Below are 23492 nucleotides of genomic sequence, written 5' to 3' on the forward strand. Positions count from 1 at the left end.
ATTGGATAGAGGTGTTAGGTGAAAAACCTCATCGTTTCAAATAATTACTTTGCCCTGATATCTGGTTACTTAAATAAATTGAAACGACAGCATGCGGATATAGATGAGCTGTCCGATAGCGGAACCGTGAGTATTCAGCTAAGCGAATTGAAGCCGGTTTATGTGATTGATGATATTGAGTGCCTCATTAAGCAGATCACCTTAATATCCAATGATCTCTCTTTTGGCTTGAATATTGGAGAGAATATTCACCCTTCAGATTACGGCCTGGTGGGTTATGCGTTAATGAATTGCCCCAATCTGAATACCGCGCTAAGCCTCTCTTCAAAATACAAGTCAGTTATGAATCAGGCATTTGAATCTTGTTTTATCAAAGGAGAAACTGACTCAAGTTATCAAGTTAAAACGGTTCTTGATGATGAATACCTTGCTTCATTAATTGAGCTAGATTTTGCATCCGGTATTCAGCTGGCTAAGTTGCTAGTGGATAAACAAGATCTGCCCCAACTTAAGTTACGCCAAGTTAATTTTCGACATGGTCCATTGAGCTCTCCCTCTCATTATCTGCGGGTATTTAATTGTCCTGTTCACTTTTATCAGGATAAGAGCGAGATTATTATTGCTCATAGTGTATTGGCACTGCAGGTTCGATCGGCAAATTCTGCAATATTGGACATGTTAATAAGAAAAATAGATCAAGCGGTAAAATCTTATTCCTTAGGACTGACATTCAGTCATAAGGTTATCTGCTATGTGACTAATAGTAGAGGCTGTATACCTAGCGCGAAGCAAGCAGCTCGCAACTTTAATATTAGTTTAAGTACCCTTAAAAAGCGTTTGATGTCAGAAGGAAGAAACTATTCTGAAATTTGTGATTCAATTAGGAAAAATTTGGCGATTAAAATGGTCACAAATCCCATCGTACAAATTAAAGCTGTGTATTGTTCTTTAAATTTCTCCAGTTCGAGCGCGTTTAATCGTGCTTTTAAACGCTGGACATCCATGACACCGACTCAATATCGTCAAAGAGCCATCGCTAAAGAGCGACTCAAGGTGGGACCACCTCTCCCTGATAGTCTCAATAACAGATAGTCTGGTCGCTGAAGCTATTGGCTAAATGGACTAGCTAAGTCCATGAATTCTTGTTTTGTTTTCTCTATCAATATTTAGGTATTACTCGCTTAACACATTCGAATTTAGTTTCGACTCGAAACGTATTTGACATGTACAATATTTGTCTATAAATTACTAGTATCGATTCGAAACGAATTGATCAAGGCTATTGTTTCGAGTTATTTTAAAACTACCAATGAGGTTGATATGGCAAATTTAAATCCGGTTGATATAGCGAATGCTTCTGATGAACAGAAGCAATTATTTAATGAAGTGAAGGGCGCGTTTGGGGCAGTGCCGAATATGTTCAAAACGATAGGACATTCATCAGCTGCACTTGAGAGCATGTGGACCTCTTTTGGCGCATTGGGTAAGGGCGGTATTTCTCCAGCACTTGGGGAGCAGATTGCTGTGTTAGTGGCAGATATTAATCGTTGTGAATATTGTCTTTCGGCACACACCGTTTTAGGCAAAAATGCCGGAGTGACTGAGGAGGAGATGACGTTGGCTCAACGTGGTACTTCGCATGATCCTAAGGTGCAAGTAGCGTTAGACTTTGCCAGAAAACTTGTCACTCAACATGGACAAGTTAGCCGAGATGACATTGAATTGGTCAAAAAGGCAGGCTTTTCTGATGCCGAAGTGACTGAGATTTTGGCTCATGTTGCCCTGAATATCTTCACTAATTACACCAACGTGGCATTTGATGTCGAAGTGGACTTTCCAAAGGTAAGTTTAAGTTGATAAAGAAATACTAAGTGGTCTTAATTAAGGTCATCACCTTGCTATAACTGGCAAGGTGAGCAATATAAGGAGTTCCTATGCAAGTTCATGTATTTGATATACGAGCAACAAGTTCAAGCTTGCAATATACATATTTTGACGTACTTGTTGATAGTAACAATAAAGATAGAGTAAAAGAATTTGCCAAGATTTATCTGTCTTCATTAGGAATTAATTCAGATCGTATTAATCAATTACAGTGTAATTTTTGCCATTCTGAAATAGCGAATCCAGAAGTGATAACAACAATAGAGCAATATGGTTATTGTATTATCCCTCTACAAATAAATTGAGGATATTATCGATGATAAAGTGCGACATACATGATTATATTGAAATCGCTTGCCTGTACAAGATTGAAGTTCTGTTAACACAGCACTCAGGTGAGGAGGAAAAAGGAGTGGCGAGTACCACAAGTATCAATAGTGACAAGCAGGAGTTGTTACACATTATTCAAGGCGATCACAGATTGGCAGTGGTGTTAGACACCATTAAGAACATGAAAGCCCTAACGCCTAATCCTCATTTTTCCAGCGTTGATATTTATTGATTTAAGATGGGAAAGGAGGTCGAGTTTCAGCTTGAGTTTAGATTACGACTGATAAATCTAAGTTTATGTTATGCCATATAGCCAATTGCTCTGATAAGCAGATGCATTATCTGTGGATTAGGTTAAGATCTGCAATCTGCAAACTATGTTGTCACAAAAAGAGCTAAACACTATGCGTTATGAAGTTTGGGAACAGTTGAGAACCGAAGCCGAAGCCTTAGTTCAAAAAGAACCATTATTGGCCAGTCATGTATATTCATCTGTGCTAAATCATGAGTGTCTAGGCTCTGCACTGAGTTTTATTGTTGCTAATAAGCTCTCCGATGGCGTGGTATCCCCTTTTACTTTTCGTGAGCTGTTTGACAAGGCCTTTATTCATTGCGAACAGATGCTGACCAATGTCGCGACTGATATTAAGGCGGTGAAAGAGCGAGATCCAGCAGTGGTGAGTTATTTGACTGTCCTGCTTAATCTTAAAGGTTTTCAAGCAATCCAAGTACATCGTTTAGCCAACTGTCTATGGCATCAAGGGCGTACTGAGTTGGCTCAGTTCATTCAGAGTCGAAATTCTGAAGTGTTCGGCGTTGATATTCATCCGGCGTGCAAGATGGGCACTGGAATTATGTTCGATCATGCAACGGGTATTGTTATCGGTGAAACCGCCGTTATCGAGAATAATGTTTCTCTGTTGCAGGGAGTGACCTTAGGCGGTACAGGTAATCAGCAGGGAGATCGTCATCCTAAGATCCGCGCTGGTGTTATGATAGGGGCTGGGGCTAAGGTGTTAGGAAATATCGAAGTCGGTGAAGGCGCCAAGATTGGTGCAGGTTCCGTGGTATTAACAGATGTGGCTGCCCATACTACAGTGGTTGGAGTGCCAGCTAAAGTGGTGGGGAAACCGGTATCGGCTTGTCCAGCTGAAACCATGGATCAGACTTTCTATGAATCCGACGGGTGCCAACGTCAGTCTTAATTAAGACTACGTATTTAGGTTTATATCCAAATATGTAGGCGTTAATCCATATGATTTGAATATACCTGAGAGTAGCCGTCGGTAGCCTTCGCTTTATACATCGCGATATCGGCGTGCTTCATTATCTCTTTCTTATTTATACCATGTTTCGGAAATTCGGCGATGCCGATGCTTATGCCTATTACTAAGGTGTGATTTTCACATTGAATATCTTTAGTTAGTGCTTCCTGTATGGCTTTAGCGACCTTCAGAGCCCCTTTAGTTGTCATGCCGGGAAGCATAACCGTAAATTCATCTCCGCCTAGACGTGCGGCAATACCTCGTTTAGGAAGAGTGTCACGAATACGCTCTGCGACGACTTGAAGTACATGATCACCTTCGGCGTGTCCTAATGTGTCATTGACCATTTTAAAATCATTAAGATCCATCATTAAGCAGCTGAAAATATGGTAATCAGTATCGATTAACTTATCTAACTCATCATAAAATTGGTGACGGTTTGGCAAGTTGGTGAGGGGGTCATGGTGGGCCTGATAATGCTTCTCGTGTATTGTTTGTTGCAGTTTAAATATGGTCTCCTTGCTCATTCTGGAAATGACAAAGACAAAGCCTCCTCCTCCGCAGAATATAGTAGCGACGATAAGCTCCAGATTGCCGACATCTCTGTCTATCAACATCCAGATATAACCCAAGTAGCCGATAATAAACATAAAAATCATGGTGAGTAGTAATACCCAACCATTATGTTGATGGCCAGGGATATGACATATTTGACGGGTTGGATAGATGGCCAATATAAGCCCTAGCAAGCCTGTGGATACGAGTGTGATAGCGATATAACTCATAAGCATATTGTGTTGTTAAGTATTCGATTTTACAACTAAATGGTATCTGATAAATAAGTATAGATGAAGATTATGATTCTGATCGTTGCGTGATTAAATACACTATTAAGGAACCTGGATCTCTTGTTAGTGATTGATTTTGATTGTTTTTCACATCTGATGTGAGACTCGGTATTTAAACAACCTTAAGGAACGCGGAGATTATTGGATCCTCTTTGCTTTTAGTCTTACAACAGCATCCGAGCTCAAACGGAGGAATATCTATTGGGGAGGGGAGCACTTGTATGCGGTCTCGTACAGGACTGTTGGCGATGACTATTTCTGGGGTGATACTGACGCCACAGCCTAGGGCAACCATAGAGGCTATCGCTTCTTGACCTGAAACTTGAGCGTAAATGTTGGGGCTGAGGCCAAGCTGTTTAAACCAGTTATCGACTCTGCGTCTCCCTGGTCCATGTTCGGGAACGATAAAAGGCAGTCGATCCCAAGGGATATAAGATTCACTGAGTAACTCTTGTACTCGGCATCGATAGGTTGGGGCGATAATGACGAGGGGAATATTATCTATCTTGGCGAAATGAAGACTGTCAGGAAAAGGATCTGGCAGCGCCGCGATGGCAATATCAGCACGATTGTTTTTCACTTCATTAACTGCGTTCGCCGCATCTCCAGTGGTGAGGGCAATCTCGACTAGCGGGTGCTCACGTCTAAATCTATCTAATAAGCCGGGTAGGTGGCTATAAGCTGCAGTGACTGAGCAATAAAGATTGAGTCTGCCACGTAGCAGGTCTTGTTTTGGATCTATTTTCGTTTTTAATTTGGTCCACTGATCGAGTGTCTGCTCGGCAAAGTGGCGGTATTCGACCCCTGCACTGGTTAAAGCAACACTGCGATTATCCCGCTGGAACAGCTTGGCACCCACCTCATCTTCCAGCCTTTGCATGGCTCGACTGAGGGCCGATGGGCTCACGTGCATCGCCTGAGCAGTACGTGAGAAGTGCAGACTTTCTGATAGGTGTAGATAGAGCTTGATGGTTTTTATATCCACAGAACAGAGTTACCTTCTACTTTGTTTTACGTTGCAATTAACGCAACGTGGTGTCCCGAATATATCATTTTAAGCAATCAAAAGCATGCGTTATAGTGAATTCAATCGCTGCTCGAACACGTTGGTTTGAGCGACTCTCCTAAATTCGAATCGAAAGGTGGTATATCAGATGGCTAACTATTTTAACTCTCTGAATTTGCGTCAACAATTAGAACAGCTGGCTCAATGCCGCTTTATGGATCGTAATGAATTTAGTGCAGGCTGTGACTTCATTAAGGGTTGGAACATTGTCATCTTAGGTTGTGGTGCACAGGGTCTAAACCAGGGATTGAACATGCGTGATTCGGGTCTGAACATCGCCTATGCACTTCGCCCAGAAGCAATCGAAGAGAAGCGTGCCTCATTCCAAAAAGCAACGGGTAATGGCTTTTGCGTTGGCACTATCGAAGAGTTAATTCCTGATGCAGACTTAGTGCTGAACCTAACACCTGACAAGCAACACACAGATGCTGTTACTCGCATCATGCCGTTAATGAAACAAGGCGCGACGCTTTCTTACTCTCATGGTTTCAATATCGTGGAAGAGGGGATGCAAGTTCGTGATGATATTACCGTTATCATGGTTGCACCTAAGTGCCCTGGTACCGAAGTTCGTGAAGAGTATAAGCGTGGATTTGGTGTGCCAACACTTATCGCGGTTCATCCTGAAAATGATCCTAAGGGACAAGGTTTCGATATTGCTAAGGCTTACGCTAGTGCAACGGGTGGTGACCGTGCTGGTGTACTGCATTCATCATTTATTGCTGAAGTTAAGTCTGACCTTATGGGTGAGCAGACCATTCTTTGTGGCATGCTACAAACTGGCGCTATTCTCGGTTATGAGAAGATGGTTGCCGATGGTGTAGAGCCTGGTTATGCGGCTAAATTAATTCAGCAAGGCTGGGAAACAACCACTGAAGCACTTAAGCATGGTGGTATTACCAACATGATGGATCGCCTATCAAACCCAGCTAAAATCAAAGCGTTTGAGATGGCTGAAGAGTTAAAAGTTATTCTTAAGCCGTTATTTGAAAAGCACATGGATGACATCATAGGTGGTGAATTTTCTAAAACTATGATGACTGATTGGGCAAATGACGATGCAAACCTGCTTAAATGGCGCCAAGAGACCGGTCAAACAGCATTTGAAAATGCGCCTCTAAGTGATGAAAACATCGACGAGCAAACTTACTTCGATAAAGGTATCTTCCTTGTAGCCATGATAAAAGCCGGTGTTGAGCTTGCTTTCGATACGATGGTTTCGGCAGGTATTATCCAAGAGTCTGCTTACTATGAGTCACTGCATGAAACACCGCTTATCGCGAATACTATTGCGCGTAAGCGTTTATATGAAATGAACGTTGTTATCTCTGATACTGCAGAATACGGTTGTTATCTATTTAACCACGCTGCAGTGCCAATGCTACGAGAGTATGTACAGAATATGTCTTCTGAGCTTTTAGGTCGTGGATTAGATGACAGCAGTAATGGTGTTGATAACCAGCGTTTGATTGAAGTTAATGCAGCGATTCGCGGAACAGGTGTTGAGAAAATCGGCGCCGAACTTCGCGGTTACATGACTGCGATGCAAGTTATTGTTGAAGAGAAGTAATCTATTTCGAAAAGACACAGATCCAATGTGAAAATTGGATCTGATCATAAAAATAAACAAAAATATCAAGTTAGTCATTGAAGTAAAAGATAATTTCATGAAGAGGTTAGGATGTTACTTTAGGGTGAAAGTGCCAAGTTTTGTTATCTCTCTGCGCACTTTCTCACTCAGGTTAAAAGGTTTTTGTTGTGTTTTTTATTGGCTTTGTGTTATTGATTAATGGCTCTTCAATTGAAGAGACTGAATTTAAGCAAACTATTTAGGAAACTGGTCAACAATGTTTAACCAAGCTGCCCTGCTCATTATTGTGATTATTAACGTCGTGATTATTAAATCACAGCGGGGGCAAGGCATGGCATATCGACCAACCTAATTAAGGTAAAGATTGCAACCAACCCCCCGCTCCGAAAGGACCGGGGGGTTTTTCGTTTAAAGCCTCACTGAAAAGTGGACGACAAAGGCTTTACCCTACAAATATTGACGATATCTTCAGAAGAGTGAGAGATGCAGATGGAACAAGGGCAGAATAAACAAGGTCAAATGATGCGCGGTGCCGATGCTGTGATCAAGGTATTAACCGCTCATGGTGTGACCAACATCTTTGGTTATCCTGGTGGCGCGATAATGCCTATCTACGATGCCCTTTACGGCGCACCGGTAGAACATCTACTAAGTCGTCATGAACAAGGCGCCGCTTTTGCTGCCCTTGGTTATGCCAGAGCAAGTGGCAAGACCGGGGTTTGCTTCGCAACGTCAGGCCCAGGAGCGACAAACTTAGTGACCTCTTTGGCCGATGCACTCCTTGATTCAGTTCCCGTTGTTGCCATTACTGGGCAAGTTTCCACTGCTGTGATTGGCACCGATGCATTCCAAGAGATCGATGTGCTTGGCATGTCATTGTCATGCACTAAACATAGCTTTATGGTCACCGAAATGGATGAGTTAGTACCAACCTTGTATAAAGCGTTTGAGATCGCCGCTTCGGGTCGACCAGGTCCTGTATTAGTGGACATTCCAAAAGATATCCAGATCGGTATGCTTGAATATAAAACGCCAGTTCAGGAGCGTGTTGAGGAGCCTGAGCTTGATACCAGTAAGCTAGATGAAGCGCTAACCCTGCTAACTCAAACGAAGCGACCTATGTTGTATGTCGGTGGTGGTGTAGGCATGGCGGGCGCCGTTGAGCCACTGCGAAAATTTATCAAAGTGACCGGGGTTCCATCGGTGGCTACCTTGAAGGGACTCGGTTCGATTGCCAATGATACGCCAGGTTATCTTGGCATGTTGGGGATGCACGGCTCTAAGGCGGCTAATATTGCCGTACAGGAGTGTGATTTATTGATTGTTGTTGGTGCGCGCTTCGATGACAGAGTAACCGGCCGTTTAGCTTCTTTTGCTGAACATGCCAAAGTGATCCATCTCGATATTGATGCCGCTGAATTGGGCAAGCTTCGCATGCCTGAAGTTGCCATTGATGGTGATCTTCGTCGGGTCTTGCGCGTGTTAGCCACACCTCTTGAGATTGCTCCATGGCAAGCTGAAGTCGCACGCTTAAAAGAGGAACACCAGTGGAACTATGACAGGCCTGGGGAGTTGATATTTGCTCCGGCTATGCTCAAGCGTTTGGCTGAGAAGTTACCAGAAGACAGCGTGGTGTGCTGCGATGTGGGTCAGCACCAGATGTGGGTGGCTCAACATATGTGGTTCCGTAAGCCTGAAGATCACCTATCCAGTGCTGGCCTTGGTACCATGGGTTTTGGTTTGCCGGCGGGGATTGGCGCGAAGGTTTCTCGTCCTGAAGCTACAGTGGTAGTAGTGTCGGGTGATGGCTCCTTTATGATGAATGTCCAAGAGCTAACGACTATTAAACGCCGTAAACTTGCGGTTAAAATTCTGCTTATCGACAATCAAAAGTTGGGTATGGTTAAGCAGTGGCAACAGCTGTTTTTTGAAGAACGCTATAGCGAAACGGATCTTTCCGATAACCCTGACTTTGTCACATTAGCATCGGCATTCGATATCCCTGGCCGCACCATTACCAATACTGACGAAGTTGAAGCAGCGTTAGATCACCTAGTTCATTGCGAAGGTCCCTATTTGTTACATGTGAGGATTGACGAGGCTCATAACGTCTGGCCTTTGGTTCCACCAGGGGCATCGAATCGTGACATGATGGAAGAAATGGATAAATCGACCTAGGTTAGTCGCTTAAAGATATTGGTGAGCTTGTCAGATAAAAAATGGCCTGCATAAGAACAGCATGATGGAGATACAGAGATGAAACATACGGTGAATTTAATCTTAGAGCAGCGTCCAGAGGTGCTTGAGCGAGTATTGAGAGTCGTACGCCATCGTGGGTTTAAAGTGACCAAGATGAATATGCAGTTAGCGAACGATAAAACCGCTGGCTTAGATATAACGGTTGAGAGTGAGCGTGGTATAGAACTACTCACTAAGCAGTTGGATAAGCTTATCGATGTGATTGAGTGCAGCGCATTAGTGCATCATACATCTGAAAGGCTCGTTAGCTAGTTCTAGTCGATAGATAAACCTATAAGCCAGAAGAAACTGGCACATAAGAGATAGAGGAAAGGATATGACCGCGAAGAAAGCAGAATTTATATGGTTTAACGGTGAAATCATGCCTTGGGGCGATGCCAAGGTCCATGTGATGTCCCACGGCTTGCATTATGGTTCTTCTGTTTTCGAGGGGATCCGTGTCTATGATACTCATCTTGGGCCTGCTGGTTTTCGTGTCACGCCTCACGTTGAGCGCTTGTATGACTCGGCTAAAATTTACCGCATGCCAATTCCATTTTCGTTCGATGAGTTGATGAAAGCCTGCAGTGATATCGTCAATAAGAACAATTTAAAGAGTGCTTATATCCGTCCGTTGGCCTTTTATGGTGATGTAGGGATGGGGATCACACCGCCAATCGACGCTGTGTGTGATGTGATGGTGGCGGCGTTTCCTTGGGGCGCTTATCTGGGTGAAGACAGCATGGAAGCTGGCGTCGATGTTGCTGTGAGCTCTTGGAATCGCTTAGCACCCAATACTATACCAACTGGTGCTAAGGCGGGTGGTAATTACTTATCCTCTATCCAGATTTCCACTGAAGCTAAACGAAATGGTTTCCATGAAGGGATCGCGCTCGATGTAAATGGCCTAGTGAGTGAAGGCGCTGGAGCGAACTTATTTGTTGTTAAAAAAGGGAAAATTTACACTCCTCCCGCAACTGCTGCTATTTTAATGGGCCTGACCCGAGACTCCATTATAGTGCTTGCCCGTGACTTAGGTTACGAGGTGGTAGAAGAGGCCATGTCACGTGAGTTCCTCTATCTTGCTGATGAGATCTTCATGACCGGCACCGCCGCCGAAATCGTCCCTGTGCGCAGTGTCGACAGAATCGATATTGGCGTGGGTAAGCGTGGCCCTGTGACTAAGCAGATCCAAGACACTTTCTTCGGCCTGTTTACTGGTCAAACCGAAGACAAGTGGGGTTGGTTAGAGCCGTTATAAATTAATAGCAAAGACGAATACTTTGCTAATGGATAACGGAACGTTCGTAAGCTCACTGACGGAAAAGTCAGGAAAGCAGGAGCTAGGCCCTAGGAAAAGCTAAGAAAGGTACTAGAAAAGCGAAAGCTGAGACGAATGCTTCGCTACGGATCACGGAACGCTCGCAGGCTCACGCACGGAAAGCCGGAAAGATTAAGACCAAACATAGAAGCTGAGATCGATATCTCAGTACGTAAAATTAAAATTGAAGGTCACAGCCAGGTAGCTTGATGCTAGAACCTAGAACCTAGAACCTAGAACCTAGAACCTAGAACCTAGAACCAACTAGTAATCTAGCCTAGAACCTAGTATCAAAGCCTCGAACCTTATCAAAAAGGATTAATCGCAATGCCAAAATTACGTTCAGCTACTAGTACCGAAGGTCGTAACATGGCTGGAGCCCGCGCTTTGTGGCGTGCAACCGGTGTTAAAGATAATGATTTCGGTAAGCCGATTATTGCGATTTCTAACTCATTTACTCAGTTTGTTCCAGGCCATGTTCACCTTAAAGATATGGGCTCTCTGGTTGCGGGTGCTATCGAAGAAGCGGGCGGTATCGCAAAAGAGTTCAACACAATTGCTGTCGATGATGGCATCGCGATGGGCCATGGCGGTATGTTGTACAGCTTGCCATCTCGTGATCTTATCGCCGATAGCGTCGAATACATGGTTAATGCTCACTGCGCGGACGCACTCGTGTGTATCTCAAACTGTGACAAAATTACTCCAGGCATGTTGATGGCGGCACTTCGTCTTAATATCCCTGTCATCTTCGTCTCCGGTGGTCCAATGGAGGCAGGTAAAACCAAGCTTTCTGACAAGATCATCAAACTGGACTTGGTTGATGCCATGGTGGCTGGCGCCGACAGTCGCGTATCTGATGCTGACAGTGAACAAATCGAACGTAGTGCTTGCCCTACCTGTGGTTCGTGCTCTGGCATGTTTACTGCCAACTCAATGAACTGCTTAACTGAAGCTTTAGGTTTATCGCTGCCGGGTAACGGCTCAATGCTCGCAACTCATGCCGATAGACGTGAGCTTTTCCTCGACGCGGGTCGCCGCATCATGGATCTCGCGACCCGTTATTATAGAGATGACGATGAGTCCGCACTGCCCCGCAACATCGCTAACTTCAATGCTTTCGAAAATGCCACTGTGTTAGATATCGCCATGGGCGGATCGAGTAACACGGTATTGCACCTGATAGCTGCGGCGCACGAAGCTAAAGTCGATTTCACTATGGCCGACATCGACAGATTGTCACGTCTAGTGCCGCATCTTTGTAAGGTTGCCCCATCAACGCCTGAATATCATATGGAAGATGTGCATCGTGCTGGTGGCGTAATGGGAATTTTGGGCGAACTTGATAGAGCGGGCTTGCTCCATAACGACGCATACCATGTTGCAGGTAAGTCTTTAAAAGACGTATTGGCCAAATGGGACATTGTTCAAAGCGATGATGCCGCGGTGCATAAGTTTTTCTCAGCAGGCCCAGCAGGGATCCCTACGACGAAGGCCTTTAGCCAAGATTGTCGCTGGGATAGCGTCGATAATGATCGCGTGGCTGGTTGTATCCGCAAGCGTGAGTTTGCCTTCAGTCAAGAAGGTGGCCTAGCGGTGCTTGCCGGTAATATTGCTATCGATGGTTGTATCGTTAAGACAGCGGGAGTCGATGAAGAAAATCATACCTTTATTGGTTCGGCGCGAGTTTATGAAAGCCAAGATGATGCTGTAGCAGGTATCTTAAATGGTGAAGTGGTTGCTGGTGATGTGGTGGTGATTCGCTACGAAGGCCCTAAAGGCGGCCCAGGTATGCAAGAGATGCTGTATCCAACCAGTTATCTTAAGTCTCGCGGCTTAGGTAAGGCGTGTGCACTTATAACAGATGGTCGTTTCTCCGGCGGTACCTCTGGCCTCTCTATCGGTCATGTGTCGCCAGAAGCTGCGGCAGGTGGCACCATAGGCTTAGTTGAAACCGGTGACAGAATAGAGATTGATATTCCAGAACGTTCAATTAAGTTAGCCATTAGTGATATTGAATTGGCGGCTCGTCGCAGTGCAATGGAAGCGCGCGGTAAGCAAGCGTGGAAGCCAGTGGGTCGTGTAAGGGAAGTCTCATTAGCCCTTAAAGCCTATGCGCTACTTGCGACCAGTGCCGATAAAGGTGCAGTTAGAGATGTCACCATGCTGGAGGATTAACATGACCGAGTTAGCCACGCACACAGAAGTAGATTTGGCCCATTATTATTTACAGAAAACCTTATTGTCTTCTGTTTATGATGTTGCCAAAGTGACGCCACTTTCAAGCTTGAATAAGTTGTCGGCTCGTCTGGGCTGCCAAGTGTTTCTTAAGCGTGAAGATATGCAGCCAGTGCACTCATTTAAACTGCGCGGCGCTTATAACCGTATTTCACAGCTAACCTCAGCTGAGCAAGAGTGTGGCGTGGTGACAGCTTCGGCAGGTAATCATGCCCAAGGTGTGGCGATGTCTGCCTCGGCACTTGGACTTAGCGCTATTATTGTGATGCCCGAAACCACGCCAGAGATTAAAGTGGATGCGGTAAGGCGTCTGGGTGGTGAGGTGATACTTCACGGTCAGGCGTTCGATCAGGCCAGTGCTTATGCCCAAGAGTTGTCAAAAACTGAAGGGCGGGTTTATATCGCCCCATTTGATGATGAAGCTGTGATTGCCGGTCAAGGCACTGTGGCGCAGGAGATGTTGCAACAGCAGCGCGATATCGAAGTGGTATTTGTGCCTGTGGGCGGCGGTGGATTGATTGCTGGTATCGCCGCGTTTTATAAAGCTGTGATGCCACAAGTTAAAATTATCGGTGTTGAACCAGAAGATTCTGCCTGTTTAAAAGCGGCGCTCGATGCGGGTGAGCGCGTGGTATTGCCTCAAGTGGGCTTATTTGCTGATGGTGTGGCGGTTAAGCAGATCGGCGTTGAGCCATTCAAAGTGGCGCGACAATATGTGGATGGCATGATCACAGTAACCTCTGATGAAATCTGCGCCGCGGTGAAAGATATCTTCGAAGATACCCGTGCGATTGCCGAGCCAGCGGGCGCGTTAGCACTTGCAGGGCTTAAAAAGTACATGGGCACTCAAGGTAATGGTGAGAAAGTGGCCGCCATTTTGAGTGGCGCCAATGTGAATTTTCATAGTTTGCGTTACGTCTCAGAGCGCTGTGAACTCGGTGAGCAAAAAGAGGCGATTTTAGCGGTTAAAGTGCCAGAGAGACCGGGAGTATTTTTAAGGTTCTGTGAATTACTCGAAAAACGAGTAATGACTGAATTTAACTATCGTTTCAGCAGCCGAGATAAAGCTGTTGTGTTTGCGGGTATTCGTTTGTCTGGTGGACAAGTTGAGTTAGATGAGATCATCGCTCGGCTGGAAAATGACGGTTTTGAAGTGCAAGATCTCTCCCATGATGAGACCGCTAAACTGCATGTACGCTATATGGTCGGCGGTCATCCTCCAGAGGAGCTTGAGGAGCGTCTGTTTAGTTTCGAGTTTCCAGAGCACCCTGGTGCCCTATTCAAGTTTCTAACCACCTTGCAGAGTAAGTGGAATATTAGTTTGTTCCATTATCGAAATCACGGTGCGGCCTATGGTCGAGTGTTAGCGGGCTTTGAAGTGCCTGAATCTGATTATGCTGGGTTTCAGCAGTTTCTAACTGAGCTAGGTTTTGTTTATCAGGAGGAGACGCAAAGTCCAGCTTATAAGCTCTTCCTCGATAATAGAGACTAGGTGATGTTAGTGACAAAGGACGCAATTGTGTCCTTTTTTATGCTATCTTAAATTTCAAACACTAGTTTGAAATTGTTAACGGTTTTACGATAGAGTTAGTCTTAAGTCCAGTTGTGAAAGACGTTCAGGTTCAATAAGATGCCAAAAGGTACAATGTAAATAGCTAAAATGATTCTAGATTTAACGATCTAATACGTAGGGAACGAGTATGAAGTTTTTAGACAAGATACTCATCAAATAGTTAATCCTTTTCTGTTAGAGAAGGCTTTATTGAGGAAGTAAGATGTTAGTAGCACCGTATATCGACGCATTTAATCCCCCACGTAGAACCTTGATGGGCCCAGGTCCTTCCGATGTCTATCCTGAAGTGCTTGCCGCGCAGGCGCGCCCAACCATCGGCCATCTAGATCCGCTATTTGTTGGCATGATGGACGAGCTTAAATCGCTAATACAGTATGCATTCCAGACTGAAAACGAGATGACACTCGCTGTTTCTGCGCCAGGTTCTGCTGGCATGGAAACTTGTTTTGTTAACTTGGTCGAAGCGGGCGAGAAAGTGATTGTCTGTCGTAATGGTGTGTTTGGCGAACGTATGCGTCAAAACGTCGAGCGAGTCGGTGCTATCGCTGTCGTGGTCGATAACGAATGGGGTGAGCCTGTCTCGGTTGCCGATGTTGAAGCGGCCTTGATTGCGCATCCGGACGCGAAGTTCTTGGCTTTTGTTCACGCAGAAACTTCAACTGGCGCGTTATCGGATGCAAAGCGTTTATGTGCACTTGCCAAACAGCATGATTGTTTGTCTATTGTTGATGCTGTGACATCAGTAGGTGGTGTTGAGCTTAAGGTTGACGAGTGGGGCATCGATGCCATTTATGCGGGTAGCCAGAAGTGTCTATCCTGTGTGCCGGGTCTGTCACCTGTGTCGTTTTCCCCTGCTGCTGTTGAGAAGATAAAATCACGCAAAACCCCAGTGCAGAGTTGGTTTTTAGATCAAACCTTAGTCATGGGTTACTGGAGTGGTACTGCCGATAACAGCGCTAAGCGAAGTTATCACCATACCGCCCCTGTGAATGCGCTTTACGCACTGCATGAATCGCTTCGTCTACTTGCTAATGAAGGGTTAGAAGCCGCATGGCAGCGACATGCTGATATGCATCAAGTATTACGCCAAGGTTTAGAAGGGCTAGGGCTTAAGTTCGTGGTTGATGAGGCTTCACGCTTGCCGCAACTCAATGCCGTCTATATCCCAGAGGGTATTGATGATGCCGCAGTGCGTAAGCAGCTGTTAGAGGAGTATAATTTGGAGATTGGTGCAGGTCTTGGCGCCCTCGCTGGTAAAGCGTGGCGTATCGGCCTAATGGGTTACGGTGCTCGCCGCGAAAACGTCGCACTGTGTCTTAAGGCATTGGAAGATGTGTTGAATTAGTACTTATCTTATCCAGATAAGCCCTATTTCAAATGCCAGTAAGTTAGACTTACTGGCATTTTTTATATGTTCAGCTTACCTCGAGTTTAGGTTGTTACCATAACAGCTTGCCTGAGGTAATGGGGTATCCTCAGTTATCGTTAATTCGTCAAATTGTTCTGATATTTGCTGGTAGAGTTCAGGATATTTGAGTCGTAGCAGTGCTAATGCTCTTCTATGGTAGTCGTGTACAGGTGGTGAGAGCTGCATTAATTGCTTTAGATAATCTAATACTGCATTTGGCTTGAAGTAATAGCTTGAATCAATTATTAGGTACAAAGGGTCTATGCCGATAGAGTTAAAGTGATAGTCAGCTCTTTGACTGACTAGGTAGCTAAGTAGCTCTAGGTTCCGCTTTTCTACACTACGGTAAATAAGGCTTTTTCCTGTGTGATCCGCTCCAGTTATGTCGAGTCCATTGATATGTAACTTTTCGAAGTATGCTGAATTGTTACGGCCAAACATCATTAAGAGCTTGAATTCTACCTGTTCCTGTCTAAGTTGACTACTCTGAAGGGGCTGATAATACGCTGCATCCCACGGGATAATTTGGTAGAAAAACCATCGTAGCTGCTCTTCTGTTAAGTTAGCTGATTCAATGGCTTTTATCGCCTCGTGAATTTTATTCTTGCGAAGGTGTATATCAAAGACTTCGGACTTTAGCTCTTTATCTCTTGGGTAGGAGAATCGAAGATGAGATGTTTGAGTTGCCATAAAGCAATGCGCTAATACCGGATCGATACCGTTAAGATTGATTGCATTCACTTCTCTATTTTCATTTTTGAGTTGAATAACATAGTGGTTAAATGTTTCAGGTTGCCATTTCTTATCAATTCCCGAAATTCTAGCTTGGCAGGAAAGTAATTGTTCTTGTGAAGCCTCTTTCTCAAGTAATCGATTTCGCTCTTGGCTGAGTCTAACGACCAATTTTGCATCAGGGTCGAAAGCTAATCTTTTTCTAGTTTGTACTTGAGTTAGGTCTAGCTGATAGTGAGCCGATAGTGAGGTGAGTTGTTCCTCAGTAAACTGATAATAATTTCTTGGGTAGGAGCCTGATACTAGTTGATCGGTTTGTGTATCGAAAAAGGCGGGTGCATTTAGGCTTTGTAGTTGTTCAATAATGTTGACCTGACGAATAACAGCATCACTCTCAATGTTTTTTCCTAGTACGTAGGTTAGTTTGGCTAAAGCATGTTCCATGGTTGAACCAAGGTAAGGATCGTTAGACGTAGTGCTGTGTCGTTGTAATAGTTGACTGACAACATGATCCCGTCCCTCAAATGCAGCAACATCAATCAATAGCAGCTGTTCACGTCCTATAAGGTCATCACCAAGTATTTGGTTCATATCACCTAATTTATTTATGGCTTCAGTTAAGACTTGTTGAGATATTCCTTCTTGCTCGACTAACCAAGCGACATCATCAATGTTTAACTCAGTTGCTTTTATCAGTTGTAGTGCTGCTTTTTCGGTTAAATTGGCAATGTTTTCTAATGCCGGAATGGGAACTGCGATTGTAACGATAAAATCTTCAGGTAAGTCAGGGACTTCGATTCTTAACAATGCATTTATCTTTACATTATTTAGGCTAAGTGTTGATTGTTTTTTTAATTGTTCGTCACGCCAGCTCGCGGCGAAATTAGAATTGGAGAAGTGATCGATTGCCGATGTGATCTCATCAACCGAATACCCCTCATCTAGATATTTACTCCAATTTTGTTCACGCCCAAAATCATTGCTTTTAACATCGTTATTTTCAATGAGTTGCTTGCATTCCTGATAACTGATAATGGGCTGATTAATCGTACTCTTTGTTATTTTCTTAGCAATATCAATCTTGCTTAACTTCGTCTCAATATGATTCTGAGTAGAGTGAGTCGGCGCTATTTGAGGGCTGGGCCATAAAAAATACAATGCAATCGTCACTATTATAGTGATGATTAAGATGAGATGAATGTGTGTTCGTTTCACTTAGTTTATTCCCTAAACCGGAGTAAAATTAATTGGTGAATGCTCCCATATTAGCCATAAATAAAAGAGTCATAGATTGATAATTTATGACTCTGAGTGTACAGATTTTAATCCCTATGTGGAAATACTGCCATAGAACATAATTGTATCAATTTCAATATTTTATAACGCCAATGCCAATTCAGCTTGCTCCTCAGTTCTCCACCAATACTGATTTTCAATTAGTGGGTTAGCATCATTAATAGTAAAGACCTGTCCTATCATTGGGGTTGCCAGTTTTACATCGGCACCCTCTGCCAGTTCAACGATTCGCTCTAGTGGTTCATACCAGCTGTGAAAGGCGAGATCAAAGGTGCCATTATGGATTGGCATCATGGTCTCTCCTCTTAGGTCTATATGAGCTTGAAGACTCTGCTCTGGTGTCATATGGATTGTGGGCCAGTCAGCATCGTAGGCGCCAGTTTCTACCATAGTGAGGGTAAAGGGACTAAAGCGATCGCCAATCTCCTTAAAGCCTGCAAAATAGCCAGAGTCGCCACTAAAATAGATCTTGTTTTCTTGAGACTCAATCACGTATGAGGCCCAGAGAGTGTTGTTTTTATCAAATAAACCACGACCCGAAAAGTGCTGAGTCGGGGTGGCTGTGATCTTAACGCAGCCAAGATTAAATGAGCTCCACCAATCCAGAGTCTGGATATTATCTGCCGACACGCCCCATTTCAATAGATGCTTATCAACACCCAAAGGCACAATAAATTGAGTAGATGTTGAGGCTAAATGTTTAATGGTCGCCTTATCTAAATGGTCATAGTGATCGTGGCTAATAAGAACGCCATCTATCTCAGGCAGATCTTCAAGTGAGATAGGCGTTGGATGAAAACGCTTAGGGCCAATAAAGCTAAAGGGGGAGGCGCGCTCGCTGAATACCGGATCGATAAGCCATTTTTTACCATCTAACTGCATAAAAATACTTGAGTGTCCCAGACGGATCACCAAATCTTTATCATTGGACAGGTTAGTTAACTGCTCATGTGACAGTGCCATAATAGGCTGCATTTTAGTTGGCTCAGCATCGACTCGCTTCTCGGTTACGTAACGCATCAGCAGCGGCAGCGGCAGCGGCAGCGGCAGCGGCAGGATCGCGGTGTTTTCACTGAAATCAGCAGCCGTATTAACGTAGCCACCCTTATCGTTATGATGGGTACTCCTGTCTTTTTGATGATTAAGTTCATCTGAGGGAGTGATCATAGTTAGCATAGCGCCTCCAAAAATTAGCAGTAAAGTAATAGCAATAAGTCGTTTCATTATTAATACATTTAAGAAAACTACACAGTGTAGTTTACTTAAATGTATGCAAAAGTAAACTGGTCAGTGTAAAATAAATTTGTTTAGTCAAGGTATTTAAAGCAAGAGATTGAAAATTATGGATAAAAAAATATCACGTTCTGAATTGAAGCGTGCTGCGATCATACGTGCCGCTATGTCTGAGTTTCAGGCTAAAGGGTTTAAGGCGACCAGTATGGATGATGTTGCTAAGTGTGCTGAGGTGTCTAAGCGAACGGTTTACAACCATTTTCCAAGTAAAGAGGTGCTATTTAGCGCAATAACATTGGAGATGATGGCACTGTTATGTACATTTGAGTATTTTAGCTTTTCTAATGATATCTCTGTTGAAGAACAGCTACGCAAGCTGGTGGATATAGAGATTGAACATTTAAGATCTCAGGCATTTATCGATATGGCTAGAGTGATTATTGCTGAAGCGGTGCATTCACCAGAACTTATCCAAGGTGCAATGAAGGAGTTCAGTAAGCAGGAAACACCTCTAAACACTTGGTTTCAAAGTGCCATGGATACCGGTGCACTTAACTGTAAAAATACAGAGATTATCGTGACTCAATTCGTTGGGGTTATTAAAGCTTTCTGTTTTTGGCCTCAGATGGTGCAGGGGGCTGAATTCCCCTCTGATGAGGAGATCGTCAGGATTAAGCAGACTGTGGTAAAGATGATATTGAAGCAATATACTTGAGTTCAATTATCAATAGTTTGTGAGCAATAAGCTGGGGAATTTCCCAGCTTATTGATGGTTGATGGATCTTAATTCACAAGTCTTTACTTGGCAGTGATTTAGCTTAAAAAGTGTAATCAAGTTTAATCCATGTGGTGCGGCCGGGTTCGTTAGGCTTTGATTACATGGATTCACTGCCTGTATCCCGCCGCGAGTTAGTTCAAATAGATTTAGAAAGTGTAATCTAGTTTTGTCCAAGCGGTTCGGCCGGGTTCGTTAGGCTTTGACTACCATGAGCTCGCTGCCTGTATCCCGCAGCGAGTTAGTTCAAATTGGTTTAAAAAGTGTAATCCAGTTTTATCCAAGCTGTACGGCCGGGTTCATTAACCTGAAACATGGGTTCACTGCCTGGTACATCATTGCCAGCTCCTGATCGACTGATATGCTCTGCATAGGTGATATCGAATAGGTTTTCGATACCAAGACTGACCAAAATGGCATCACCATGTTTCCAGGTACCGTTGATCGCTAACGTGCCGAAGCCACTGCTTTCCCCCAGATCCTGTCCTGAGATATTGCCCTGCCCAAGTGTGACTCTGTCTTGTGCGGCGACCATGCGCCAGAGTAAACCTGCGGTCAAATCTTGGTATTGATAGTCGAGAGAGATGCGTCCCTCCAATGGTGGGATCTGTCCAAGAGGTGTATCTTGACTGCTGTTTTCACCACGACTATAGCTGAGGGTGGTTTGCGCCGATAAGTTATCGGTAAAGGGATAGCTAATGCCGAACTCTCCGCCCCAGACTGTTGCATCGATATTGTATGCTGAAGCACTCTTGGTATTAGTGTCAATAAGAATGTAGTCATCAATCTTGCCGTAGAAGAGTGAGCTTGAAAGCTCTACATCACCTTGGTAGATCCAGCCTATATCCATCTGAGTGGTTTTTTCCGGCTTTAGCTCAAAGGCTTTTTCAGTACTATTATCAGAGCCTGATTTCATTATCTCCCAATAATCCGGGATCCTTTGAGCATGGCCAGCGCCAAGGTAGTATTGGCTGTTGCCTGTTAGGTATTCATAACGCACAAAACCACTGAATAGCTCATCGGTACGTTTGCCTTGTTGCGCCACAAAAAGCTCAGTCTGCCAATGATCGAATCTAAGGCCTGATAACAAGGTTCCTGCGCGCATCAGGTAACTTGCCTCAATAAACAGACCGCTATTTTCATAACGCATATTGTCTTTAAACGGTTTTGAGAGCAGATCATCGAGACCAAAATCGACGTCGGGGGTGATGGCGCGTCCTTTATGGGTACTCAGCATATAATCGATACCAACAGTGGCTTGCCAGTTATCACTTGGTGTTAGGTCTAACCAAAAATGACCACCAGAGGTACTACGACTAACATTACTGCCTGAATTTATCCCTTGATCGAACTGATCCATAATATGATCGTTTTCATTGGCATAAGCTTGAAATTCAAGTCCGCTAATGAGTTCAAGATCAAAGTCGAATTGAGCCAATAACGTGAGATTTTCATTGCTGATCTCGCGGGCTTTATTGGCTCGATCGGCATACTCTGCTTCACCACTGGATTCACCATAGGCGAGTTCGATAACACTGGTATCTGTCGGCGTCCATCCAAGTGCAATATTATAGTTATTTCGGTCATAACTCGACTGCACGGTATTACCGTCACCGTCTTGGTAGTGATCGCTGCTCGATTGATTAATATCGAGATCAAAGTAGTACTTCTCGTCGCCTGCCTTTAACTCAACCAGATAATCTCTGCGGTCGAAACTTCCCCCTGTGATGCTAGCTCGACCTTCTAGATCTTGTTCGGTAAAGCTGTGACGATCTTTCTCAAATAGCACGGTTCCTGCCGATCCTACGGGACCATACTTCACCGTTTGTGGCCCCTTAATAACAGTAATGCTGTCGTAGGCTTCTGGGTAGATATATGCCGTAGGCGGATCCATTCGTCCGCCACAGGTGCCATAAACATGCTGACCATCATCGACGATACTCAGACGTGATCCACCTAATCCTCGTAGGGAAGGGTCGCCGCCAGCGCCACCTTTACGTCCTATGCTAAAGCCGGGTATGGTTTTGAGAAAACCTGCGCCATCATAGGCGGGCAAAGGCAATCTGGGCTTCTTGGGATCGGTGACCACTTTAGTCGGTTCACGCATCAGCTCTCCCGTCACGACAATATGCTCATCGCACCTACCTTTGTCACACCCCTGAGCTTCTGCTGAGGTGGTGAAGGGAAGTAGCATGCAGCTTGTAGAGGATAAGATTGACGCTAATATCAGGTTGTGCCGGTTCATTGCCAGACTCGGTTCTTAAAATGTGTGCTCTTTTTCGCAGATTTTCAGCTTGTTAACAAAGGTTAAGCCACTGAGTGCGACAATGTGTCACAGCTGATAATGATGGGGCTCACAGTTTTAGAGTCTAGGTTAGAAATTGATGATCAATCTTTAATCTAAAAAGCTTGCTTAAAAATGCTAGTATCACTACTCTCCACGTCCTTTTCGAATTCGTAAGAAGACACTCCGTTTTCTTCTCTTTCATATGAGTAAAACATGGCGCTACATACAGGGCTAGAGATAGATCCTAACGTGGATCAATACACCTCGTTATTTGAATCTATTGCACAGGACATTGCTGTTAACGGTTACAGCATTAAACCTAATGCCTTACCAGTTGAGTTAGCTAGAAAGCTAAGTGCTCGAGCTCAAGCGATAACGGATACTCACTTTAAAGCGGCAGGCATAGGCCGAAGCAGTGAGCTTATGCTGAATAATGAGATCCGCACTGATGCAATCTGTTGGATTGTCGGTGATAGTGAGCTTGGTGCAAGTTGGTTTGATTGGGTAGAAGGGCTAAAGCAGTATGTAAATCGAACTCTCTTTCTTGGGCTCGAAGAATTTGAAAGTCACTTCGCCCACTATAGCGAAGGGGATTTTTATCAAAAGCATAAGGACGCGTTCCACGGTGAATCAAACCGAATTTTAACTCTGGTAGCTTATTTGAATGAGGATTGGAGCGAAGAGTGTGGCGGCGAGCTTCTTGTTTATCCCGATGACTCAGATGAAGTGTTGGTCAAAGTTACTCCACACTTCGGTACTATTGTGGTCTTCATGAGTGAAGAGTTCCCCCATGAAGTGTTACCGGCTAAGTGTGACCGCTACTCTATCGCCACCTGGTTTAGACGCAAGTCAGATAAGCTGAGTTGAGGCTAAGAAGGGCGGCACTTTGTGCCTGCGAGGCTAGGACGCTACGCTTCGAGATCGCTCGCAGGCTCACTTGCTAGGGCGACTCACTTGAGTACGGAACGCTTCGCTTACGGAATAGCCTATGGCTACAGGAACGCGTTGCTTACAGTAAAAGCAACACTGAGCATTTGCCATTGCCGTCATCCCGGGCTTGTTCCGGGATCCATTCTTTTGAACTTAAGCGATGAAGGGCGGGCAGCTATAAATTCAAGAGATAAAGGCTTTAGTTGTTGCTGTTGCACTTCTCCGTGGCCCTTCGTGTTCTCTGTGGTGAATAGATTTTTTTTGAACAAAGGGATCGCGTAGCCAATTGAGCTTAAATCGAAACGGGTAAATACAGGGCGTTAACCATGCTTGTCCTTATATATTTTTAGGTTATTTCAGCGGAAGTGGCAGCGGTCTAAGCTACCTAGACAAAGCTATTTAAGTGGGATATCTTACAGATTACTTAATAAGCAGTTGGTTGGTAAAGTAATCGCTTGAATAAGTAGTCATTCGAGT

General features: G+C 44.4%; 19 protein-coding genes. 14 read left to right on the forward strand and 5 right to left on the reverse strand.

What is annotated here, in order from left to right:
* The first annotated feature begins 18 nt into the window (after positions 1-18).
* The 5 genes from HWQ47_RS02730 to cysE all read left to right on the forward strand — a co-directional run bounded on the left by HWQ47_RS02730 (position 19) and on the right by cysE (position 3419).
* On the forward strand, positions 19-1092 hold the full coding sequence (locus HWQ47_RS02730; protein WP_269969669.1) for an AraC family transcriptional regulator: 1074 nt from the start codon (positions 19-21) through the stop codon (positions 1090-1092).
* A gap of 228 nt (positions 1093-1320) precedes the next feature.
* A complete protein-coding gene (locus tag HWQ47_RS02735; protein ID WP_269969670.1) occupies positions 1321-1857 on the forward strand; it encodes a carboxymuconolactone decarboxylase family protein in 537 nt (178 codons plus the stop codon).
* Between the two features lie 77 nt (positions 1858-1934).
* Entirely contained in the window at positions 1935-2189 is a 255-nt protein-coding gene (locus HWQ47_RS02740; protein ID WP_269969671.1) for a DUF2024 family protein, read from the forward strand.
* Between the two features lie 11 nt (positions 2190-2200).
* Positions 2201-2446: a Rho-binding antiterminator gene (locus tag HWQ47_RS02745; protein ID WP_269969672.1), complete on the forward strand. Its 246-nt coding sequence runs from the start codon at positions 2201-2203 to the stop codon at positions 2444-2446.
* A 172-nt stretch (positions 2447-2618) separates the two neighbouring features.
* The gene (gene cysE, locus HWQ47_RS02750) at positions 2619-3419 is read left to right on the forward strand and encodes a serine O-acetyltransferase (protein ID WP_269969673.1); all 801 of its coding nucleotides are present in this window, start codon (positions 2619-2621) and stop codon (positions 3417-3419) included.
* 41 nt (positions 3420-3460) lie between these two features.
* Here the strand turns inward: cysE and HWQ47_RS02755 are convergent, their stop codons facing one another.
* Together HWQ47_RS02755 and ilvY are read right to left on the reverse strand one after the other, a co-directional pair.
* Entirely contained in the window at positions 3461-4264 is an 804-nt protein-coding gene (locus tag HWQ47_RS02755) for a GGDEF domain-containing protein (RefSeq protein WP_269969674.1), read from the reverse strand.
* A gap of 175 nt (positions 4265-4439) precedes the next feature.
* Positions 4440-5312 carry an HTH-type transcriptional activator IlvY gene (ilvY, locus tag HWQ47_RS02760; RefSeq protein ID WP_269969675.1) on the reverse strand — a complete coding sequence of 291 codons (873 nt, stop codon included), beginning with the start codon at positions 5310-5312 and terminating at the stop codon, positions 4440-4442.
* Between the two features lie 169 nt (positions 5313-5481).
* Here ilvY and ilvC point away from each other — a divergent pair, with 169 nt between their 5' ends.
* The 7 genes from ilvC (at position 5482) to HWQ47_RS02795 (ending at position 15699) form a co-directional block, all read left to right on the forward strand.
* On the forward strand, positions 5482-6963 hold the full coding sequence (gene ilvC, locus HWQ47_RS02765; RefSeq protein WP_269969676.1) for a ketol-acid reductoisomerase: 1482 nt from the start codon (positions 5482-5484) through the stop codon (positions 6961-6963).
* Positions 6964-7506: 543 nt separating this feature from the next.
* The gene (ilvG, locus tag HWQ47_RS02770) at positions 7507-9162 is read left to right on the forward strand and encodes an acetolactate synthase 2 catalytic subunit (protein ID WP_269971644.1); all 1656 of its coding nucleotides are present in this window, start codon (positions 7507-7509) and stop codon (positions 9160-9162) included.
* 78 nt (positions 9163-9240) lie between these two features.
* On the forward strand, positions 9241-9495 hold the full coding sequence (gene ilvM / locus HWQ47_RS02775) for an acetolactate synthase 2 small subunit (protein WP_269969677.1): 255 nt from the start codon (positions 9241-9243) through the stop codon (positions 9493-9495).
* A 64-nt stretch (positions 9496-9559) separates the two neighbouring features.
* On the forward strand, positions 9560-10483 hold the full coding sequence (locus HWQ47_RS02780) for a branched-chain amino acid transaminase (RefSeq protein WP_269969678.1): 924 nt from the start codon (positions 9560-9562) through the stop codon (positions 10481-10483).
* 387 nt (positions 10484-10870) lie between these two features.
* A complete protein-coding gene (ilvD, locus tag HWQ47_RS02785) occupies positions 10871-12721 on the forward strand; it encodes a dihydroxy-acid dehydratase (RefSeq protein ID WP_269969679.1) in 1851 nt (616 codons plus the stop codon).
* Position 12722: 1 nt separating this feature from the next.
* The gene (gene ilvA, locus HWQ47_RS02790; RefSeq protein ID WP_269969680.1) at positions 12723-14273 is read left to right on the forward strand and encodes a threonine ammonia-lyase, biosynthetic; all 1551 of its coding nucleotides are present in this window, start codon (positions 12723-12725) and stop codon (positions 14271-14273) included.
* Between the two features lie 283 nt (positions 14274-14556).
* On the forward strand, positions 14557-15699 hold the full coding sequence (locus HWQ47_RS02795; protein ID WP_269969681.1) for a pyridoxal-phosphate-dependent aminotransferase family protein: 1143 nt from the start codon (positions 14557-14559) through the stop codon (positions 15697-15699).
* 75 nt (positions 15700-15774) lie between these two features.
* Here the strand turns inward: HWQ47_RS02795 and HWQ47_RS02800 are convergent, their stop codons facing one another.
* Positions 15775-17709 (reverse strand): hypothetical protein, encoded by a 1935-nt coding sequence (locus HWQ47_RS02800; protein WP_269969682.1) that lies wholly within the window; start codon positions 17707-17709, stop codon positions 15775-15777.
* A gap of 162 nt (positions 17710-17871) precedes the next feature.
* Positions 17872-18966, reverse strand: coding sequence for an MBL fold metallo-hydrolase (locus tag HWQ47_RS02805; RefSeq protein WP_269969683.1), 1095 nt, complete (start codon positions 18964-18966; stop codon positions 17872-17874).
* Between the two features lie 166 nt (positions 18967-19132).
* Between HWQ47_RS02805 and HWQ47_RS02810 the strand changes: the two genes are divergently transcribed.
* A complete protein-coding gene (locus tag HWQ47_RS02810; protein ID WP_269969684.1) occupies positions 19133-19738 on the forward strand; it encodes a TetR/AcrR family transcriptional regulator in 606 nt (201 codons plus the stop codon).
* A gap of 316 nt (positions 19739-20054) precedes the next feature.
* Here HWQ47_RS02810 and HWQ47_RS02815 read toward each other — a convergent pair whose 3' ends face one another.
* Positions 20055-22043: a TonB-dependent copper receptor gene (locus tag HWQ47_RS02815; protein ID WP_269969685.1), complete on the reverse strand. Its 1989-nt coding sequence runs from the start codon at positions 22041-22043 to the stop codon at positions 20055-20057.
* A 255-nt stretch (positions 22044-22298) separates the two neighbouring features.
* Between HWQ47_RS02815 and HWQ47_RS02820 the strand changes: the two genes are divergently transcribed.
* The gene (locus tag HWQ47_RS02820) at positions 22299-22952 is read left to right on the forward strand and encodes a 2OG-Fe(II) oxygenase (protein WP_269969686.1); all 654 of its coding nucleotides are present in this window, start codon (positions 22299-22301) and stop codon (positions 22950-22952) included.
* Positions 22953-23492 lie beyond the last annotated feature (540 nt).

It is taken from the genome of Shewanella sp. MTB7 (assembly GCF_027571385.1).
GTDB lineage: Bacteria > Pseudomonadota > Gammaproteobacteria > Enterobacterales > Shewanellaceae > Shewanella.

Excerpts from the sequence above, each read along its gene's own strand:
- ilvG (WP_269971644.1), top strand. The coding sequence starts at position 7,507 with ATGCGCGGTGCCGATGCTGTGATCAAGGTATTAACCGCTCATGGTGTG.
- ilvM (WP_269969677.1), top strand. The coding sequence starts at position 9,241 with ATGAAACATACGGTGAATTTAATCTTAGAGCAGCGTCCAGAGGTGCTT.
- HWQ47_RS02745 (WP_269969672.1), top strand. The coding sequence starts at position 2,201 with ATGATAAAGTGCGACATACATGATTATATTGAAATCGCTTGCCTGTAC.
- HWQ47_RS02815 (WP_269969685.1), bottom strand. The coding sequence starts at position 22,043 with ATGAACCGGCACAACCTGATATTAGCGTCAATCTTATCCTCTACAAGC.
- HWQ47_RS02780 (WP_269969678.1), top strand. The coding sequence starts at position 9,560 with ATGACCGCGAAGAAAGCAGAATTTATATGGTTTAACGGTGAAATCATG.
- HWQ47_RS02805 (WP_269969683.1), bottom strand. The coding sequence starts at position 18,966 with ATGCTAACTATGATCACTCCCTCAGATGAACTTAATCATCAAAAAGAC.
- HWQ47_RS02740 (WP_269969671.1), top strand. The coding sequence starts at position 1,935 with ATGCAAGTTCATGTATTTGATATACGAGCAACAAGTTCAAGCTTGCAA.
- cysE (WP_269969673.1), top strand. The coding sequence starts at position 2,619 with ATGCGTTATGAAGTTTGGGAACAGTTGAGAACCGAAGCCGAAGCCTTA.
- ilvD (WP_269969679.1), top strand. The coding sequence starts at position 10,871 with ATGCCAAAATTACGTTCAGCTACTAGTACCGAAGGTCGTAACATGGCT.
- ilvC (WP_269969676.1), top strand. The coding sequence starts at position 5,482 with ATGGCTAACTATTTTAACTCTCTGAATTTGCGTCAACAATTAGAACAG.
- HWQ47_RS02735 (WP_269969670.1), top strand. The coding sequence starts at position 1,321 with ATGGCAAATTTAAATCCGGTTGATATAGCGAATGCTTCTGATGAACAG.
- HWQ47_RS02820 (WP_269969686.1), top strand. The coding sequence starts at position 22,299 with ATGGCGCTACATACAGGGCTAGAGATAGATCCTAACGTGGATCAATAC.
- ilvA (WP_269969680.1), top strand. The coding sequence starts at position 12,723 with ATGACCGAGTTAGCCACGCACACAGAAGTAGATTTGGCCCATTATTAT.
- HWQ47_RS02755 (WP_269969674.1), bottom strand. The coding sequence starts at position 4,264 with ATGAGTTATATCGCTATCACACTCGTATCCACAGGCTTGCTAGGGCTT.
- HWQ47_RS02810 (WP_269969684.1), top strand. The coding sequence starts at position 19,133 with ATGGATAAAAAAATATCACGTTCTGAATTGAAGCGTGCTGCGATCATA.
- HWQ47_RS02795 (WP_269969681.1), top strand. The coding sequence starts at position 14,557 with ATGTTAGTAGCACCGTATATCGACGCATTTAATCCCCCACGTAGAACC.